Origin of the sequence: Mesorhizobium sp. WSM4310, assembly GCF_007003935.1 — a bacterium.
Classification (GTDB): domain Bacteria; phylum Pseudomonadota; class Alphaproteobacteria; order Rhizobiales; family Rhizobiaceae; genus Mesorhizobium.
This window is the reverse complement of sequence record NZ_VFTA01000001.1, coordinates 387,201-404,924: the sequence shown is the minus strand read 5'-3', so window position 1 is coordinate 404,924 and position 17,724 is coordinate 387,201. Positions and strand designations below refer to the sequence as shown.

The window sequence follows — 17,724 nt, the reverse complement described above, 5'->3', positions numbered from 1 at the left end:
GGTTCTCTGCGTTGCCCCAACCCGGACGGAGGTTTAGTGCCTTTTCGCGGCGGCTTGAAGCCGAAACACGCAACATCCCCTCAATCCGTCGGCAGGCGGTAGTCCCTGAACTGCTGGCGCAAGGTGATCTTCTGGATCTTGCCGGTCGCGGTATGCGGTATTTCGCCGACGAAAGCGACATCGTCGGGCATCCACCACTTGGCCACCTTGCCGTCCATGAAGCCGAGAATATCCGCCTTGGTCGGCTCCTTGCCCGGCTTGGCGACGACGACCAGCAAGGGCCGCTCGCCCCATTTCGAATGATGGACGCCGATGGCCGCGGCTTCCGCGACGTCCGGGTGGCCGACGGCCAGGTTCTCGAGCTCGATGGTCGAAATCCATTCGCCGCCGGATTTGATGACGTCCTTGGCGCGATCGGTGATCTGCATGTAGCCGCCGGCGTCGATGTGAGCGACGTCGCCAGTGTCGAACCACCCGTCCTCGTCGAACTGCTCGGAGCCAACACCGCCATAGTAGGCGCGGGCAACGGCCGGTCCGCGCACTTTCAAACGGCCAAATGTCTTTCCATCCCAGGGCTGCGCGTTGCCGTCGTCGTCGGTCACCTTCATTTCGACGCCGAAGGGCGGGTAGCCCTGTTTCTGCTGCACATCGAGCCGGGCTTCACCCTGGAGACCGGCATAGTCCGGCTTCAAGGTACACAATGTGCCGAGCGGCGACATTTCGGTCATGCCCCAGGCGTGGATGACCTGGACGTCGTAGTTCTCCTGAAACTTGGTCATGATCGCGCGTGGACAGGCAGAACCGCCGATGACGACCTTGTTCAGATAGGGAAGCTTCTTGCCGGTCTCCTCCAGATATTGCAGCAGCATCATCCAGACGGTCGGCACGGCGGCGCTGAAGGTCACCTTCTCGGTGTCGAGCAATTCATAGATCGAGGCGCCGTCCATCTTGCAGCCGGGCATGACCAGCTTGGCGCCGATCATCGGCCCGCTCTGGCCAAGGCCCCAGGCATTGGCGTGGAACATCGGCACAACCGGCAGGATCGTGTCGCGCGACGACAGGCCCATCGCGTCGGGCATGGCGGCGATCATGGCGTGCAGCACGTTCGAGCGGTGGCTGTAGACGACGCCCTTGGGATCGCCTGTGGTGCCTGATGTATAGCACATGCCGGCTGCGGTGCCTTCGTCGAAAGTCTTCCAGGCGAAGTCGCCATCGACCTCGTCAAGCCAGTCCTCATAGGCGACGGCATTGGGCAAGGTCGTCTGCGGCATGTGCGCCTTGTCGGTCAGCACGATCACCTTCTTCAGCGATTTGACGGCACCGGCGATCTTCTCCAGCAGCGGTATGAAGGTGAGGTCGACGAAGACGGCCTTGTCCTCGGCATGGTTCATGATCCAGACGATCTGCTCGGGAAACAGGCGCGGATTGAGCGTGTGATAGATCGCGCCGACCCCCGTGATGCCGTACCAGGCCTCGAGGTGGCGCGCCGTGTTCCAGGCCAGCGTGGCGATGCGGTCGCCCAACCCGTAACCGTCCCGCTCCAGCCGCTGGGCGACCTTGAGAGAACGACGATGGAGGTCGGCGTAGGTGGTGCGCACGATCGGCCCCTCGATCGAGCGCGACACGATCTCGCGCACTCCATGCTGCCGTTCGGCGTTGTCGATAAGCTTGTGGCACAGCAGCGGCCATTCCTGCATCAGCCCCAGCATCCGGTTTCCTCCCTCGCGCATTTTGCGTCGTAGCTTTGGCGCATTGTGAAGCGAACCGGCGGATTGTCCAGTCACCCGCTCGCGCGGGACACGAATTTCGGGACCCGTGCCGCAACGGCAAGCAGTTGAATTTTGACATGTTTTGGATTTTGGACTGCTGGGCATTCGTGCCACCGCGATGGCAGGAGGGTCAAAAACATGTCAGCCGCGACGGTGTCCTATCCCACGAAATGACCGGGAAATCCGCCACAATCCGGCCATCGTCGGCGTTAAGCTTCGTTAACGGGTAAAGGGGGCGATTGGCGACTGAAAGAGGTTCGCATGGACACGCAGCTCGACGAAAAAGCCCTTGAGAGCACACTTGCCGAAAGCCTGGCCGATCTGGTGCCGGACGAAAAGACTGTTTCCGAAGACGAATTTGTTGAAGTTGTCGGCGGCGCGCTTGAAGCGGTCGGCGGCACGCTGCTGTTCAAGATGTGCGTCCAGAACGAAGGGGAAGGCCAGCACGTCGCGGCCGCATCCGTCGGCGCTGGAGGCAATCGCCAGTTCCTGCTGCTCACCTTGCCGACCGGCGGCGGCTCGCTGAAAGTCGAGACCGTTTCCAGAAGCAGCAACCCGGTTGCGGGCATCGCGGCCGCCTATGCCGGACTGATGGACGCATTCAAGACCGCCGCCTGAGCCTCGGCTGACGCTCGAAAGCCCTGTCGTGCCACGCCTCGGCGATTGGCGCGCCTGTTTTCGTGATCCGAACCCACCTTGCGCAACAGCTGTGCCCGCCACACTTTAAGGGGCCACGCAAGGAGAACCAGCATGGACAAGATCGCCAATCCGGCCCCCGGCTTCCAGCGCAACCCCGACAAGATCATCACCATCGAGCCCTATATCGGCACCGTCACGGTGCGCGCCGGCGATACGGTCATCGCGTCGTCCACCAAGGCCAAGGTGCTGACCGAAGCGCCCTATCCCGCCGTCTTCTACATTCCGTTCGCCGACATCGATTTCGACAGGCTGAGCGGCACCGAACACTCGACCCATTGCCCCTACAAGGGCGATGCCAGCTATTGGAGCGTGCTGCCTGCCGGCGAAACCGGTCAGAATGCGATGTGGGCTTACGAGCGGCCTTTCGACGAAATGACCGAAATCCGCGACCACGGTGCGTTCTACGCCAGCAAGGTCACGATCGAAGCCAAGCCGGGTTGAGCAAGAGTCAGCTCCAGCAGGTGCTGCGGGATCAGTCCGTGGTACCGTGATTGCCCGTGCCGTCGGCGTCGTCGAGGCGCACGAAGGTCACGCCTTTGGCCTTCAGCGCCAGCAGACCCTGCACCACGCCCTCGCCGGCGGCGTGGGTCGGCTGGTTGATGTGTGAGATGATGACGTCGCCGTCCTTGGCCGCGGCGATGCGCCTGGCGGTTTCCTTGGCGCCGAGCAGCGAACCGCCATCGCCATTGATCGAGAAGCCGGCAATCTTGAAGCCGAGCTTGCGGATCATGGCGATCGCCGAGGGGCTGTATTCGGCGGTTGCACCGCGGAACCATTTGGGCGCCGGCTCACCGGTCCTGGCAAGCGCCGCGGCCCCTGACTCGACCTCGGCCAGCACGGCATCCGGGCTTCCGGCGCTCTTTATGCCATAGATTTTTTGCGGCGAGTCGACCGCCGGAATGTGGTGGCCGCCGTGATTTTCCAGTTCGAAAAGGTCAGGATGCGCCCGCATGATCTCGACGGCCGCCGCATTGCGCTTCAGCCAGATTCCGGTGACGAAAATGGTGGCGGGGATCTTGTTTTCCACCAGCACCGAGAGAATGCGCGTGTCGGTCTGTCCGTCGCAGGCGTCGAGCGTGAGCGCAACGCGGCCCGCTCCGCTTGCCGCGGGCTTGATGTGCAGCGTGGGCTCGACCAGCGTCGCGGCATGGGCGCTGCATACAGCCACCAACGACATGGCGATCGTGCAGAGATGTCTTTGCAGCAGACGCATCAAACCGAATTCCTGATTGGCGATTTCAAGCCGGCATCCAAAGACCCGCATGAAGGCGGAAATCGGACGATGGATAGCAGAAAAATGCATGGCGCGGCAATTTGACCGCACTGGTGCAAGCGCCATTCGGCAGCCTGATGATCAGTCGTCCTTCAGACAGCACGCTCCCGCTTCATCTCGGTGCGATTGCGCAATGCCTTGATCTCCCTATCCGCGCTCCGCTTTCGCCACCTGTACCGCGGCCTGCGCGGCCGCCAGCCTGGCGATCGGCACGCGATAGGGTGAGCACGACACATAGTCGAGCCCGACCTCCTCGCAGAAGCGGATCGATGCCGGGTCGCCGCCATGTTCGCCGCAGATGCCGAGCTTGATGTCGGGGCGTGTCGCCCTGCCCTTTTGCGCGGCCATGCGCACCAGTTCGCCGACGCCATCGATGTCGAGGGAGACGAACGGATCCTGCTCGATGATGCCTTTCTGGCGGTAGGTCTCCAGGAACGAGGCCGCATCGTCGCGAGAGATGCCGAACGTGGTCTGCGTGAGGTCGTTGGTGCCGAAGGAGAAGAACTCGGCGGTAGTGGCAATGACATGGGCACGGATCGCCGCGCGCGGCAGCTCAATCATGGTGCCGGTCAGGTAATCGATCTTGACGCCGCTCTCATCCATGACGCTCTTGGCGACCGCATCGATGCGCGCCTTGACGTAGTCGAGTTCCTTCACCAGGCCGACCAGCGGCACCATGATCTCGGGCACAACCAGCGCGCCGGCCTTCTGGCCGGCCTCGACTGCAGCCTCGAAAATGGCGCGTGCCTGCATCTCGGCGATCTCGGGATAGGAGACGGCCAGCCTGCAGCCGCGATGGCCAAGCATCGGATTGAATTCGTGCAAGGCCTCGGTGCGCTGCCTGAGCTTGTCGGGCGACACATTCATGACGGCCGCGACCTCGGCGATTTCGGCCTCGGTCTTGGGCAGGAATTCGTGCAGCGGCGGATCGAGCAGGCGGATCGTCACCGGCAGGCCGGCCATGATCTCGAACAGTTCCAGGAAATCCGAGCGCTGCATGGGCAGAAGCTTGGCAAGGGCGGCACGCCGGTCCTTCTCGGTGTCGGCCAGGATCATCTCGCGCATGGCGACGATGCGGGCACCGTCGAAGAACATGTGCTCGGTGCGGCAAAGTCCGATGCCCTCGGCGCCGAAGGAACGCGCCATGCGGGCATCGAGCGGCGTTTCGGCGTTGGTGCGCACCTTCATGCGCCGCACCGCGTCGGCCCATTCCATGATCGCGGCGAAATCGCCCGACAGTTCCGGCTGCAGCATCGCCACGGCGCCCTTCAACACCTGGCCGTTGCCGCCGTCGATGGTGATGATGTCGCCCTTGCGGAAGGTCTGTCCCATCGAGAGCAGCGTGCCGCCCTTGTAGTCGACGCGCAAGGACCCGGCGCCCGAGACGCAAGGCTTGCCCATGCCGCGCGCGACGACGGCGGCGTGGCTTGTCATGCCGCCGCGCGTGGTCAGGATGCCCTCGGCCGCATGCATGCCGTGGATATCCTCGGGGCTGGTCTCGATGCGCACCAGGATCGCCTTGCGGCCCTGTGCCTTCAGGTCCTCCGCATCGCCGGAGGAAAAGACGATCTCGCCGGTGGCAGCGCCCGGCGATGCCGGCAGGCCGACGCCGATGACGTCGCGCGCGGCCTTCGGGTCGATGGTCGGGTGCAGCAATTGGTCGAGCGAGGCCGGGTCGATGCGCGCGACGGCTTCCTCCTTCGTGATCAGGCCGTCCCTTGCCATTTCGACGGCAATCTTCAGTGCCGCCTTGGCGGTGCGCTTGCCCGAGCGGGTCTGCAACATCCACAACTTGCCGCGCTCGATGGTGAATTCGAGGTCCTGCATGTCGCGATAGTGCTTTTCCAGGCTGTCGGAGATGGTGACGAAGGACTGGAAGGCATCCGGCATCAGCTTCTGCAGCGACGGCTTGTCGGAGCCGGCGGCGATGCGGGCGGCCTCGGTGATGTTCTGCGGCGTGCGGATGCCGGCGACGACATCCTCACCCTGCGCGTTCACCAGGAATTCGCCATAGAGCTGCTTTTCGCCGGTCGATGGGTTGCGGGTGAAGGCGACTCCGGTGGCCGAAGTCTCGCCCATATTGCCGAACACCATGGCCTGGACGTTGACCGCCGTGCCCCAGCTTTCGGGGATGTCGTGCAGGCGCCGGTAGGTGATGGCGCGGTTGTTCATCCAGCTCGAGAACACCGCGCCGATGGCGCCCCAGAGCTGCTCCTGCGGATCCTGCGGGAACGGCCTGCCGAGCTCTTCCTCGACCTTGGCCTTGTAGAGCGCGATCACGCCTTGCCATTCGATGGCCGTCAGCTCGGTGTCGAGCTCATGGCCGAGGCTTGCCTTCTGGTCTTCGAGGATTTCCTCGAACACCTCGTGATCGAGGCCCATGACGACATCGGAATACATCTGGATGAAGCGGCGGTAGCTGTCATAGGCAAAGCGCGCATCGCCGGAATCGGTGGCCAGCGCCTCGACCGTTTCGTCGTTGAGGCCAAGATTGAGCACAGTGTCCATCATGCCCGGCATCGAGGCGCGAGCCCCGGAGCGCACCGACACCAGCAGCAGCTTCGACGGATCGCCGAACCGGCGCCCGCTCAGCCGGCCGATGTGATCGAGCGCGACCGCGACGTCGCCTTCCAGCCCCGCCGGATAGGCGCGCCCATTGGCATAGTAGGCATTGCAGACCTCGGTGGTGATGGTGAAGCCTGGCGGCACCGGCAGGCCCAGGCTGCACATCTCGGCCAGGTTGGCGCCCTTGCCGCCCAGCAGATTCTTGTCGCTGGCACGGCCTTCCGCCGCACCATCGCCAAAGGTGAAAACCCATTTGGTCATGCTTTGCTCTCCGGTTGCAGGAGATTGGAAAGATTGGCGAAACGGAAGGTTCCACCCTGGTCCGACTTTGGAGCGATATGATGCTGCAGTGCGAAAGGCAAGCGCCGGCAGAGCCGTCCCGCCGCTACAATCGATTAAGAAAAAGCCTCGCTTGGGCATGCGTCAAAAAGACTTGCCACCTCACGACTTGATGACTAGAACATAAAGGGAACAAAAAGGTGCCCCATGAAGCTGACCGGAAAACTCGACTATCTGGAAATGCCGGCGACCGGCGGCACGCTGGACCGGTTGAAGGCTTTCTACAGTGCCGCCTTTGCCTGGTCGTTCACCGATTACGGGCCAACCTATTCGGCCTTTGCCGAGGGCCTGGATGGCGGTTTTCAGGCCGATGCCGCGGAAGCACCAGCCAAGCCGCTGCCCGTGCTCTATAGCGACGACCTCGAGGAAACCCTCGGCGCCGTCGAAAGTGCAGGCGGCACGATCATCAAGCCGATCTTCCCGTTTCCCGGCGGCCGGCGCTTCCACTTCGTCGATCCGGCCGGCAATGAGCTGGCTGTCTGGGGGCAATAGCCCACCCGAATGGGATCCGGCTGCCTTGTGGATTGCTCGATCGGGGCGTTCCTGCCCTCGCTCATAAGCATTGTGCTTTTCGGCTGCTCTGCTAATAACGCGCCGCACAAGCGACTCTGACGGCTATTGGGGCGTCGCCAAGTGGTAAGGCATCGGTTTTTGGTACCGACATTCCCAGGTTCGAATCCTGGCGCCCCAGCCAAGCGCACAAGGTCCGTTCTGGACAGATGAGGGCCGGCAAATCGGGGCCGCCATGTTGCACATGGCCTGAACAGTATCGCCTTGAACATCTCCCCCTTTCCATACAAGGTCATCGAAGGGGTGGCGGTCCAACGTGGAATTTCAATGAACCTTCCTATCTTCGCCATCAACCTCGATCGCCAAACCGGTCGCTGGAGCGAATTGTGCGCCAGCGCTGAGGCGGCCGGGCTGACCTTGCAGCGCGTTGCCGCCATCGACGGCCGGGCGCTCGCCAAGGAGGACTGGACGGAGATCGATCTTCCAACGGCGCGCAAGCTGAGCGGGCGCGACATCCTGCCCGGCGAATATGCCTGTTATCGCAGCCATATCCAAGCGCTGGAAACGTTCCTGGCCGGCGGCGGCGCCCATGGCCTGATTGTCGAGGACGACGTCTTCTTCGGCGAAAACACCATACGGCGCATCGAGGCCATCATTGCCGCGGTGCCGGATTTCGACGTCATAAAGCTGACCAACCATCGCATGAGCTTCTTCATGCGTGCCGTGGCGACGACGCAAGGCGACGAGATCGGTCGAGCGCTGCATGGCCCACAAGGCTCGGCCGCCGCCTATCTGGTGACACGGGAGGGGGCACAGGGGCTGTTGTCGGCGCTCGCGGGGATGAAAATGCCGTGGGACGTCGCACTCGAACGATTTTGGGATACCGGCCTGAAAGTCTATTCGGTTCGCCAAAACGTGCTTGGCTTTGCCAGGAGCAGCGCGATTTCCGACATAGCCGGTCCTTCGGGCAGCTATAAATCCGCAAGGCTTCGCGGGCCGAGTCGCCTAAGTGCCGGGGCATTGCGAGCCATCGACGAGCTGCGCCGCCTGCACCACGTGCTGCTGCGGCCGCCCTTGCCGCGGGAAACCGTGGACTACGCCAGGGAGGACACGCCGCGCAACACCCTGCTTCTGTTGCTTGCGGCACTCGCCATTCTGGCTTTGGTCTCGGCGGTCTGGCGCGAAGCCCACACCTATCGCTATGCGGGCCTGGCCCTGGCCTTGGTCGCGCTCATCCGCTGGTTCAGGGTGGATTTGTGGACCTACAGCAAGCCACTGATCGGTTGGGTCGGCGGTCTGTGCATGGGTTGGTCGCTCTATGCCTTCATCCGACTGGCGATCGTCTATTTAGGCACCCACCAGTTGGGCAGCGCCGAAGGCATCTATCTGTTTCCGCTGTTTTATGCGACGACCGGCTTCGCCCTCCTGCTGTTTGTCAGGCGGCCGGCGCGGCTCGTCCTCTGGTTCATGATCCTCAGCCTTGTCTTCCTGGCGGCTGACACCGGCTATTCGGACATGCTTCACGGCACCAGACCGGAGCCGTGGCTTTTCAACAATCCCATCCATGCGTCGGTGTCGGCTGGTTTCATCTTCTTGTGCACGCTGCAGTTCATGGCTTACACGGCCCAAAGAACCGACCTGGACAAAGTGACCAGGAGCCTGCACTGGGCGCTGTCGACAGCCGTCCTTGTGTTTGCTCTCGTCAACATCATTGCGCTGCGATCAAAGGGGGTCTGGCTCGCGTTGGCGCTCGCCCTGCTCGTGTTGGCAGTCATGACGCTGGCGAGAGGCCATCGCCGCGAGCTGATGGTCGGGGGCGGTGTGCTGGCAATCGTGGCAGCCGGTGTTGTCGCCGCACACGACATCTTCTGGTCCACGGCCGGCGACACCATGATCTTCGTCAGGGGGCTGGTTTCGGATGTTTTGAGCCATGGCGTCTTGCCGGCCTTCGACCGCGCCATCGCAAGCAGTACGGTCCCGCTCGCGGCCAGGGAAAGGCTCATGCTGTGGTACGACGCGATCGAGGTCTGGAAACGCCACCCGATCTTCGGAGCCAGTTCCAGCTGGCTCACCGAATGGCAGAACAGAACCTATCATCCGATGATCTTTAACGTCTTCCACAACGGTTATCTGGAGATAGCCGTGCGCTATGGCGTGGTCGGGCTGGCCTTCTTTGCCTTTCTCTACATCTGGTCGGCCAGGCAGGTCCTGCTGGCCGCGCGGGCCAGGCTCATCGCGCCGGCCGCCTGGCCCTGCTATATCTCGACGCTGGTCTTCTTTGCCCTCACCGTCCTCAGCAATTCGAACAACCGGCTGGCGATGGGCGAGGCCTTCATGTGGTTTGCTGCCGCATTCGGCTTCTATTGTTTCTATCTGCGCCAGCAGAACAACCTTGTCGCGCCGAGAACCTATTTCTAGGCGGCCGGCATGCCGCGTGTGCGGCGGTTCCAGATTGTCGTTGGGGCAGGATGAGATTTTTTTGTCGCCGGACGAATCCTGCCAGCGGCGATCCGGCAGCCCGGATGGATCAGCTCGCCTCGCGCATCGCCTCGGCGGCCTGCAGGTCGACCGAAACGAGTTGACTGACGCCCTGCTCGGCCATGGTCACGCCGAACAGCCGGTCCATGCGCGCCATGGTGATCGGGTTGTGGGTGATGATGACGAATCGCGTCTCGGTGGTCTTGGCCATCTCGTCCATGAGATTGCAGAAGCGCTCGACATTGTGATCGTCCAGCGGCGCGTCGACTTCGTCGAGCACGCAGATCGGCGCCGGGTTGGTCAGGAAGACGGCGAAGATCAGCGACATCGCCGTCAGCGCCTGCTCGCCGCCGGACAGCAGCGTCATGGTCTGCGGCTTCTTGCCGGGCGGGCGGGCAAGGATTTCGAGGCCTGCCTCGAGCGGATCGTCGGATTCGATCAGTTGCAATTCCGCCGTGCCGCCGCCGAACAGATGCGAGAACAGACGCTGGAAGTGGCTGTTGACGACGTCGAAGGCGGCCAGAAGCCGCTCGCGGCCTTCGCGATTGAGGCTCTGGATCGCCTGCCGAAGCTTGCGGATCGCCTCGATGATGTCCTCGCGCTCGGTAACGATCGCTTCGAGCCGGTCGGAGAGCTCCTTCTGCTCTTCCTCGGCGCGCAGATTGACGGCGCCGAGCCGTTCGCGCTCGATCTTCAGCCGGTCGAGCTGGCGTTCGATTTCGGCCATTTCGGGTATTGGGTCGTCGGCTTCCAGGCCGGTGTGGCGGATGACCAGATGCGGCGGCGTGTTCAGCGTTTCCTGGATACGCGCCTCGACCTCCAGCCGGCGCTCGTCGGCCGCCGTCAGCCTTTCCTCGGCACGGGCACGGGTCTCGCGCGCCTCGGCCAGTGACTGGATGGCTGATGTGGCCAGCTTGTCCAGTTCGGCCTGCCTGTTTTCCGCTTCCTGCAGCCGGTCGGCGGCCGCCTTGCGCAAGGTCTCGGCCTCGGTCAATTGCGACAGCAGCGCGCGCCGCTTGGCATCGATCTCATCGGGCGCGTCGGCCAGCCGTTCGCGCTCGGCCTCGGCCTCGGCCTTGCGTTCACCGAGCGAGGTGATCTGGGTCGAGGCGTTTTCGGCGCGCACCAGCCAGTTGCTGCGCTCGGCGCCGATGGCATCGAGCCGGCGCGTCCGCGCCTCGGCCTCGCGCCGCAGCCCTTCATGGACGGCCCGCGCATCGGCAAGCGTGGCGCGGTCGCGGGAGACATTGGCCGAGGACTGTTCGAGCTGCAATTGCAGGTCGCCCAGATCCGGCGCGTCCTGCAGCAGCATTTCGGCCTCGACGAAAGCCGCCGAGGTTTCCTCATGGCTGTCGACGATGCGCGCGCGCCCCTCATCCAGCGCCGCGCGCCGGCTCGCCAGCTCGCCACCGGCCTTTTCGGCCTCGGCCAGCGCATTGCGGGCCGCGTCCAGCCGGTGCTGGGCATCGCGTCCGGCCTGGCGCGTGTTGCGTTCGGCCTCGCTCGCCTGGCGAAGCGCCTGCTCGGCCCGTGCCAGCGCTTCCTCGGCCTGGCGCAGGACAAGCGTCGCCTGCACCGCTTCGGCGTCAAGTTCGGCAAGCCGGTTCTTCTGCGCCAGCCTTTGTGCGGCGGCCGTCGGCGCATCGGCGCTGGCGGTCAGGCCATCCCAGCGCCACAGCGCGCCTTCGCGGCTGACCAGCCTCTGGCCAGGCGCAAGCAGCGCCTGCAGCCGGCGGCCGTCCGCGGCCTCGACAATGCCGATCTGCGCCAGGCGGCGGGCAAGCTGCGCCGGGGCACGAACCACGCTGGCGAGGCTCTTGACGCCTTCCGGTAGGGCCGCGTCGCCGGGTTGGATCTGGCTTTCGCCCCAATGCGCCGGCGCGCTGCGGTCGAGCGGCACGTCGAGGTCTTCGCCAAGGGCAGCACCCAGCGCCGTCTCGAAGCCGCGCTCGACGCTGATCTGCTCCAGCACCGAAGGGAAGAGATCGCCACTGGCGGCATTGAGTATCTTGGCCAGCGTGCGTGCTTCGGTCTCGATCCGCGCCAGTTCGGCCCTTGCATCCTGAAGCGGCGGGCGGGCAGCACTTTCGGCGGCGCGGGCATCGATGACCGATTGTTCGGCCTGCGCCACGGCGGCCTCGGATTCTTCTAGCAGTGCCATGGCCTGCTCGACCAGGACGCGCTTTTCGGCCGGATTCGGCAGGCCGGCGACCTTGGAGAGGATATCCGACAATTCGCGGTCGACCTCGGCGAGCTGGCGGGCGAAGCGATCGCGGCGCTCGGCGGTCTCGCGCAGCATGCGCTCGATCTGATGGCGCGAAGCGGCGGCCTCGGCGCGTTCGGCGGTCAGCGTGGCGAGCCTGGCTTCGCTTTGCGCCAGCGTCGACGCCGCCTGTTCGAACACCGCGCGGGTGGTGGCCTCGCGCTCGGCCGCACCAGCGTTTTCGGAATTCAGCGTGGCTTCCTCGGTGCGCAACCGTTCGAGGACATCGGCATTGTCGCGCACCATCCGCTCTTCGCGGGCGATGTCTCCGTCGAGCTGCTGCAGGCGGCGCTCGATTTCAGCCTGGCGGTTGCGAATGCGGCCGGCCTCCTCCTCGATCTGCGACCTGGCGATCGACAGGCGCTGGAAGGCGGCGGCGGCGGCGGCTTCCGCATCGCGCAGATCGGGCAGGCGATGAGCGCTGATGCCCTGTTCCTTGGCCGCGTTCATCTGCGCGGCGGCGCGGTCGCCGACCAGTGCCGTGGCAACAGCCAGCGCAGAACGTGCCTCGCCTTCCTGCGTCTTGGCCAGCGTCCAGCGCAGATGCAGCAACGTCGCTTCGGCCTTGCGGATATCGGCCGACAGGTTCTTGAAGCGCGAGGCCTGGCGCGCCTGGCGCTTCAGGCTTTCGATCTGGCTTTCCAGTTCACCGACGACGTCGTCCAGGCGTTCCAGATTCTGTTCGGCCGCCTTCAGCCGAAGTTCCGCCTCGTGGCGGCGGGTGTGCAGGCCGGAAATGCCGGCCGCCTCTTCGAGCAGGGCGCGGCGCGCCTGCGGCTTGGCCTGGATCAGTTCGCCGATACGGCCCTGCCCGACCATCGAGGGCGAGCGCGCGCCGGTCGACTGGTCGGCGAACAGAAGCTGCACATCCTTGGCGCGCGCTTCCTTGCCGTTGATACGGTAGAGCGAGCCCGCCTCGCGCTCGATGCGGCGCGACACCTGCAACTCGTCGGCGTCGTTGAAGGCAGCGGGCGCCGAACGATCACTGTTGTCGAGGAAAAGCGTGACTTCGGCGGTGTTGCGGGCGGGCCGTGTGCCTGAACCGGAAAAGATGACATCGTCCATGCCGGACGCGCGCATGTTCTTGTAGGAGCTTTCACCCATCACCCAGCGCAGCGCCTCGACAAGGTTCGACTTGCCGCAGCCGTTTGGCCCGACAATACCCGTCAGGCCGCGTTCGATGACGAACTCGCCGGGCTCGACGAAGGACTTGAAACCGAGGAGGCGAAGGCGCGAAAACCTCATTCGCGCGCCTCATAGGCGTGTTCAGCAAAAGTGTTCCGCGGCTTTGCGGAGAGAACCCGCGGCAAGACAAAAGGCAGGGCAGCGCCGGAGCACTGCCGCTTCAGCGCTGAACTGATGTCAGAGCAGAGGGTCGATGATGGCCGACATTTCCTCAATCGACATCGCCCCTTTGTAGGTCTTACCGTTGATGAAGAAGGTCGGTGTCGAGTCGACCTTGAATTCATTGGCGCCGCGCTTCTGGACCGATCTCACATCGTCCAGAAGTTTCTGGTCCGTCAAGCAGGCCTCGAAGGACTCCTGTGTAAAACCGGCGAGCTTCGAGATTTGCAGCAGCGCATCCTTGGTGTTCGACACGCCAACCCAGTTCGCCTGCTGCCTGAACAGCACGTCCACCATCGGGAAATAGTTATCCTTGGCGCAGCGCGCCAGCATGAAACCGGCTTCCGCGCTCGGATCGAACGGGAATTCGCGCAGGATATAGCGCGCCTTGCCGGTGTCGATGTACTTCGTCTTCAGGTCCGGGAAGGTGGTTTCGGCGAAATGCGCGCAATGCGGGCAGGTCATCGAGGCGTATTCGACGATGGTGACCTTGGCGTCATCCTTGCCAAGCTGCTTGTCGGGCAGTGCGCCCGGCTTCAGCAGTTCCGCCATGTCGACATTGCCCTGGGACTCGGGAACCTGAGCGGCAGCCGGCGTGGCCGGCTTTGCGGGGGCGGCCGGATCCGCGGGCTTCACATCCGCCGCCTTGGCCTGTTCGCCGGAGTCGCTGCAGGCGGCGAGCAGGGCCACCGCCGGAATGGCGGCCAGCGAAGACAGGACGTTTCTGCGAGACAGACTTTTGCCGAACGGAGGACGGTTCATACGAATCACCTGACAAGGGTTGGATTTTGCAATGCAAAGGCACGAAAAGGCGAGAGTTGGCGCGAATTAAGGCATCTCCATCCCCAATCCAATCGCGAAACCTGACAAAGGCGATCACGAATGCGAGATGTTGACGACAAATCCATGACTGTCTTCAAGGGGTTTTTGACTTCCTTTCACCCAAAATGGTTGCGCCAAGCCTTTCCAGCGAGGCACGCAGGCCGTCATCCTCGATCAGCTCGACCGTATTGGACAATCTGGTCTGCTCCGCCACCGTCAACGGCCTGAAGGTCGGTTTAGGCCGTCCCTTGTCCGTCGTCACCGGTTTTTGCACGATCCTGATGCGGCCTATCGCCGTAAAGCCGAGGAAGGCGTTGACCCGGTTGATGATCTCGCCGGTCTCGTGCTGCAGATGAAGTGCCGCCATGCCTTCGCAGGCAATGACCAATACCGCCGGCTCGAACGGATCGTCCTCATGCAGGCGGCGTGGCCATTGAATTTTCTCCGGCCGCGAGCGGCTGGCGAGGCGTGGCCCAGCGATCTCTTCCCAGGACTGAACGAGACCAATCGAGATGCCTGCCCGCTTGCGCAGCACCGGGTCGAGGATTTTGGTGGCAAGATCGCTCACCGGGACGGGATTGCCGTAGGGCGTTCTCCCTGCCATGTACGTTCTCCAGCCACGACCCCAGCAGATTACCGGCCAGGCCAATACACGATCAATGGCACCAGCAGACCAGACCCGCAAGGCCCAGACACGCAAGGCAATGCCGGATGATACCGCGTCGCGCCTGCTTGCCTGGTACGACGTGCATCATCGTGAATTGCCGTGGCGGGTGAGCCCGCGCGAGCATGCACGCGGCGTGCGGCCCGACCCCTACCGCATCTGGCTGTCCGAAGTCATGCTGCAGCAGACCACGGTCGAGGCGGTGAAATCCTATTTCCGCGTCTTTGTCGAGAAATGGCCCGATGTCGAGGCACTGGCTGCGGCACCGACCGAGGACGTCATGAAGGCCTGGGCGGGGCTCGGCTATTACTCCCGCGCCCGCAACCTCAAGTCCTGCGCCGATCTGGTGGCGGCGCGTGGCGGCCAGTTTCCCGACACCGAGGCCGGTTTGAGAGACCTGCCCGGCATCGGCGCCTACACCTCGGCGGCGATCATGGCGATCGCTTTCGACTGCCCCGCCGCCGTAGTCGACGGCAATGTCGAACGCGTCATATCGAGGCTGTTTTCGATCACCACGCTGCTCAGCGAAGCCAAGACCGAGATACGCGCCCATGTCGAGGCCATGGTGCCGACGGCGAGGCCGGGCGATTTCGCCCAGGCGATGATGGATCTCGGCGCCACGATCTGCACCCCGCGCCGGCCGCGCTGCATGCTGTGCCCGCTGCGCGAGAGCTGTAGTGCCGTCGTTTCGGGCGACCCTGAAAACTTCCCGGTGCGGCTGCCCAAAGCCGACAAACCGCAGCGACGCGGCGCTGCTTTCGTCGCCATGCGTGAGGATGGTGCCATTCTTCTGCGCAAACGGCCGGAGAAAGGTTTGCTTGGCGGCATGACCGAGGTGCCGACAACGGGCTGGACCGCGCGGGTGGACGGAGCCACCACGCAGGCGGCGGCGCCCTTTCCCGGCGACTGGCTGCGCGCCGGGACGATCACGCATGTCTTCACCCATTTCGCGCTCGAGCTCGAAGTCTTTCACGCCCACATCAAAGGTGATGCGCCGGCAGGGCATTTCTGGTCGCACGCCCACGAGATTTCCGGCGAGGCACTGCCCACTGTCATGAAAAAGGCAATCGAGGCTGCGATACCCGGCGCGACGAAAAAGCAACGCCCGCATTGAAAGAGGCTTCATGACCGAGATCCGCCACATCGTGTTCGACATCGGCCGCGTGCTGATCCACTACGATCCGAACATTCCGTTCAGCCGCCTCATCCCCGATGCCGAAGAGAGAAAGTGGTTCTTCGACAATGTCTGCACGCATGACTGGAACATCGAGCAGGATCGCGGGCGGAGCTGGGAAGAGGCCGAGGCGCTTTTGATCGCTGAGCATCCCGATCACACGGAAAACATCCGCAATTTCCGCCGCCACTGGCACGACATGGTGCCGCACGCCTATGACGACAGCGTCGCCATCATGCTTGGCCTGATCGAAAGCGGCCACGACGTGACCATGCTGACCAATTTTGCCTCCGACACTTTGGCGGAAGCCCGCGAACGCTTCGATTTCCTCAATCGTCCGCGCGGCGTGACCATCTCCGGCGAGATCGGCAAGATCAAGCCGGATCGTGACATTTACGAACATCACGTGGCCGCGTTCGGGCTCGAGCCCTCCGCGACGCTGTTCATCGACGACAGCCAGAAGAATGTCGACGGCGCCAAGGCCGCGGGCTGGCAAGCCGTGCTGTTCACCGATGCCAGGACACTTCAAGCAGATCTTGAACGCTTGGGAATCAAGGCGCGATCTGAATCGCTTGCGGCGATCCGCTGAGATTTTGATTCAACGCGATACGCGATAATTCGGCAGGGGGTCAGCCCCCTGCCCGCTCCATGCCGAGACGGGCGATGCGGCGCAGTTCGTCGATCGGGGTCAGTCCGCCGCTGCGCTCATAATGCCAGAAGGTCCAGCCATTGCAGGCGTCCAGGCCTTGCACTTCGGCGCCGATCTTGTGGATCGAGCCGGCGCTGTCGCCGATCGCCACCGTGCCGTCGGCGCGCACCTTGGCCGCCCAGCGCTTCTTGGCGTCGTAAAGCGTGGCGCCCGGCGTCATCAGCCCGGTATCGATGAGGCTGACGAAGGCAACGCGCGGCTCGGCGCGCTTGCCGGTCAATACCGTCAAATCGGCATCCTCCAGCGGCCGCACCGCATCGATGCGTTCGTTGGCGGCATCGATATAGGCCTGCTCGCGCTCGATGCCGACGAAATGGCGACCGAGGCGTTTGGCGACCGCACCCGTCGTGCCGGAGCCGAAGAAAGGGTCGAGCACGATGTCGCCCGGCTTGGTCGAGGCCATCATGATGCGGGCGAGCAGCGCCTCAGGCTTCTGCGTCGGGTGCAATTTGTCGCCATTGTCGTTCTTCAGCCGCTCGCCGCCGGTGCAGATCGGGAACAGCCAGTCCGAACGCATCTGGATATCGTCGTTGGACGCCTTCAGCGCCTCGTAGTTGAAGGTGTAGCCCTTGCCCTTCTGGTCCCGGGAAGCCCAGATCATCGTTTCATGCGCATTCTGGAAACGGCGACCACGGAAATTCGGCATCGGGTTGGTCTTGCGCCAGACCACGTCGTTGAGGATCCAGAAGCCCAGATCCTGCATCTTGGCGCCGACCCGGAAGATGTTGTGATAGGAGCCGATGACCCAGATCGTGCCGTTGGGCTTCAGCACGCGGCGCGCCGCCAAAAGCCAGGCGCGGGTGAAGGCATCGTAGGCCTCGAAATTCTCGAACTGGTCCCAGTGATCGTCGACCGCGTCGACCTTGGACTGGTCGGGCCGGTGCAGATCGCCGTCGAGTTGCAGATTGTAGGGGGGATCGGCGAAGATGACGTCGACCGACTTTTCCGGCAGCCGGTCGAGGGCCGCCACGCAGTCGCCCTTGAGGATCGTGTCCAGCCATTCGGATTGCTGGGGAGCGTGGGACAACTCGTGGAGAAGACGCACGGCAGACATTTTTACACCCAAGGCACGCGTTACTGTTTACTCCCCGTTATGGTTACCGATCAGCGTAAAT

At 63.6% G+C, this 17,724-nt stretch carries 13 protein-coding genes and 1 tRNA gene; 7 read left to right on the top strand and 7 right to left on the bottom strand.

Annotation, left to right across the window (positions count from 1 at the left end; translation table 11 throughout):
• Positions 1 to 80: 80 nt before the first annotated feature.
• Entirely contained in the window at positions 81 to 1,709 is a 1,629-nt protein-coding gene (locus tag FJV80_RS01930) for a fatty-acid--CoA ligase (protein WP_142875414.1), read from the bottom strand.
• Positions 1,710 to 2,030: 321 nt separating this feature from the next.
• Between FJV80_RS01930 and FJV80_RS01925 the strand changes: the two genes are divergently transcribed.
• Positions 2,031 to 2,387, top strand: a complete 357-nt coding sequence (locus tag FJV80_RS01925; protein ID WP_095770960.1) for a hypothetical protein — start codon at positions 2,031 to 2,033, stop codon at positions 2,385 to 2,387.
• 132 nt (positions 2,388 to 2,519) lie between these two features.
• Positions 2,520 to 2,909 carry a DUF427 domain-containing protein gene (locus FJV80_RS01920; protein WP_095770961.1) on the top strand — a complete coding sequence of 130 codons (390 nt, stop codon included), beginning with the start codon at positions 2,520 to 2,522 and terminating at the stop codon, positions 2,907 to 2,909.
• 31 nt (positions 2,910 to 2,940) lie between these two features.
• Here FJV80_RS01920 and FJV80_RS01915 read toward each other — a convergent pair whose 3' ends face one another.
• A complete protein-coding gene (locus FJV80_RS01915) occupies positions 2,941 to 3,681 on the bottom strand; it encodes a polysaccharide deacetylase family protein (protein ID WP_142875413.1) in 741 nt (246 codons plus the stop codon).
• A 207-nt stretch (positions 3,682 to 3,888) separates the two neighbouring features.
• A complete protein-coding gene (gene ppdK, locus FJV80_RS01910; protein WP_142875412.1) occupies positions 3,889 to 6,567 on the bottom strand; it encodes a pyruvate, phosphate dikinase in 2,679 nt (892 codons plus the stop codon).
• 225 nt (positions 6,568 to 6,792) lie between these two features.
• Between ppdK and FJV80_RS01905 the strand changes: the two genes are divergently transcribed.
• From FJV80_RS01905 to FJV80_RS01895, 3 genes are all read left to right on the top strand, one after another.
• Positions 6,793 to 7,137 carry a VOC family protein gene (locus tag FJV80_RS01905; protein WP_032929385.1) on the top strand — a complete coding sequence of 115 codons (345 nt, stop codon included), beginning with the start codon at positions 6,793 to 6,795 and terminating at the stop codon, positions 7,135 to 7,137.
• Positions 7,138 to 7,264: 127 nt separating this feature from the next.
• Positions 7,265 to 7,339, top strand: a tRNA-Gln gene (locus FJV80_RS01900).
• Between the two features lie 143 nt (positions 7,340 to 7,482).
• Positions 7,483 to 9,573: an O-antigen ligase family protein gene (locus FJV80_RS01895; protein ID WP_142875411.1), complete on the top strand. Its 2,091-nt coding sequence runs from the start codon at positions 7,483 to 7,485 to the stop codon at positions 9,571 to 9,573.
• Positions 9,574 to 9,682: 109 nt separating this feature from the next.
• Here FJV80_RS01895 and smc read toward each other — a convergent pair whose 3' ends face one another.
• The 3 genes from smc to FJV80_RS01880 all read right to left on the bottom strand — a co-directional run bounded on the left by smc (position 9,683) and on the right by FJV80_RS01880 (position 14,666).
• Positions 9,683 to 13,141: a chromosome segregation protein SMC gene (smc, locus tag FJV80_RS01890; protein WP_142875410.1), complete on the bottom strand. Its 3,459-nt coding sequence runs from the start codon at positions 13,139 to 13,141 to the stop codon at positions 9,683 to 9,685.
• Between the two features lie 117 nt (positions 13,142 to 13,258).
• The gene (locus tag FJV80_RS01885) at positions 13,259 to 14,002 is read right to left on the bottom strand and encodes a DsbA family protein (protein WP_095786596.1); all 744 of its coding nucleotides are present in this window, start codon (positions 14,000 to 14,002) and stop codon (positions 13,259 to 13,261) included.
• A gap of 154 nt (positions 14,003 to 14,156) precedes the next feature.
• Positions 14,157 to 14,666 (bottom strand): DUF721 domain-containing protein, encoded by a 510-nt coding sequence (locus FJV80_RS01880; protein ID WP_142875409.1) that lies wholly within the window; start codon positions 14,664 to 14,666, stop codon positions 14,157 to 14,159.
• A gap of 55 nt (positions 14,667 to 14,721) precedes the next feature.
• Here FJV80_RS01880 and mutY point away from each other — a divergent pair, with 55 nt between their 5' ends.
• Both mutY and FJV80_RS01870 read left to right on the top strand, forming a co-directional pair.
• A complete protein-coding gene (gene mutY, locus FJV80_RS01875; protein ID WP_185975113.1) occupies positions 14,722 to 15,840 on the top strand; it encodes an A/G-specific adenine glycosylase in 1,119 nt (372 codons plus the stop codon).
• A gap of 10 nt (positions 15,841 to 15,850) precedes the next feature.
• A complete protein-coding gene (locus tag FJV80_RS01870) occupies positions 15,851 to 16,489 on the top strand; it encodes an HAD family phosphatase (protein ID WP_142875407.1) in 639 nt (212 codons plus the stop codon).
• Between the two features lie 40 nt (positions 16,490 to 16,529).
• On the opposite strand, the gene FJV80_RS01865 is transcribed toward FJV80_RS01870, so the two are convergent.
• Positions 16,530 to 17,663, bottom strand: coding sequence for a site-specific DNA-methyltransferase (locus FJV80_RS01865; RefSeq protein WP_095771013.1), 1,134 nt, complete (start codon positions 17,661 to 17,663; stop codon positions 16,530 to 16,532).
• Between the last annotated feature and the right edge of the window lie 61 nt (positions 17,664 to 17,724).

What these genes read in the sequence shown, in the direction of transcription:
- FJV80_RS01885 (WP_095786596.1), bottom strand. Translation starts at nt 14,002, where the DNA reads ATGAACCGTCCTCCGTTCGGCAAAAGTCTGTCTCGCAGAAACGTCCTG.
- ppdK (WP_142875412.1), bottom strand. Translation starts at nt 6,567, where the DNA reads ATGACCAAATGGGTTTTCACCTTTGGCGATGGTGCGGCGGAAGGCCGT.
- FJV80_RS01925 (WP_095770960.1), top strand. Translation starts at nt 2,031, where the DNA reads ATGGACACGCAGCTCGACGAAAAAGCCCTTGAGAGCACACTTGCCGAA.
- mutY (WP_185975113.1), top strand. Translation starts at nt 14,722, where the DNA reads ATGGCACCAGCAGACCAGACCCGCAAGGCCCAGACACGCAAGGCAATG.
- FJV80_RS01865 (WP_095771013.1), bottom strand. Translation starts at nt 17,663, where the DNA reads ATGTCTGCCGTGCGTCTTCTCCACGAGTTGTCCCACGCTCCCCAGCAA.
- FJV80_RS01915 (WP_142875413.1), bottom strand. Translation starts at nt 3,681, where the DNA reads ATGCGTCTGCTGCAAAGACATCTCTGCACGATCGCCATGTCGTTGGTG.
- FJV80_RS01920 (WP_095770961.1), top strand. Translation starts at nt 2,520, where the DNA reads ATGGACAAGATCGCCAATCCGGCCCCCGGCTTCCAGCGCAACCCCGAC.
- FJV80_RS01870 (WP_142875407.1), top strand. Translation starts at nt 15,851, where the DNA reads ATGACCGAGATCCGCCACATCGTGTTCGACATCGGCCGCGTGCTGATC.
- FJV80_RS01895 (WP_142875411.1), top strand. Translation starts at nt 7,483, where the DNA reads ATGAACCTTCCTATCTTCGCCATCAACCTCGATCGCCAAACCGGTCGC.
- FJV80_RS01880 (WP_142875409.1), bottom strand. Translation starts at nt 14,666, where the DNA reads ATGGCAGGGAGAACGCCCTACGGCAATCCCGTCCCGGTGAGCGATCTT.
- FJV80_RS01930 (WP_142875414.1), bottom strand. Translation starts at nt 1,709, where the DNA reads ATGCTGGGGCTGATGCAGGAATGGCCGCTGCTGTGCCACAAGCTTATC.
- smc (WP_142875410.1), bottom strand. Translation starts at nt 13,141, where the DNA reads ATGAGGTTTTCGCGCCTTCGCCTCCTCGGTTTCAAGTCCTTCGTCGAG.
- FJV80_RS01905 (WP_032929385.1), top strand. Translation starts at nt 6,793, where the DNA reads ATGAAGCTGACCGGAAAACTCGACTATCTGGAAATGCCGGCGACCGGC.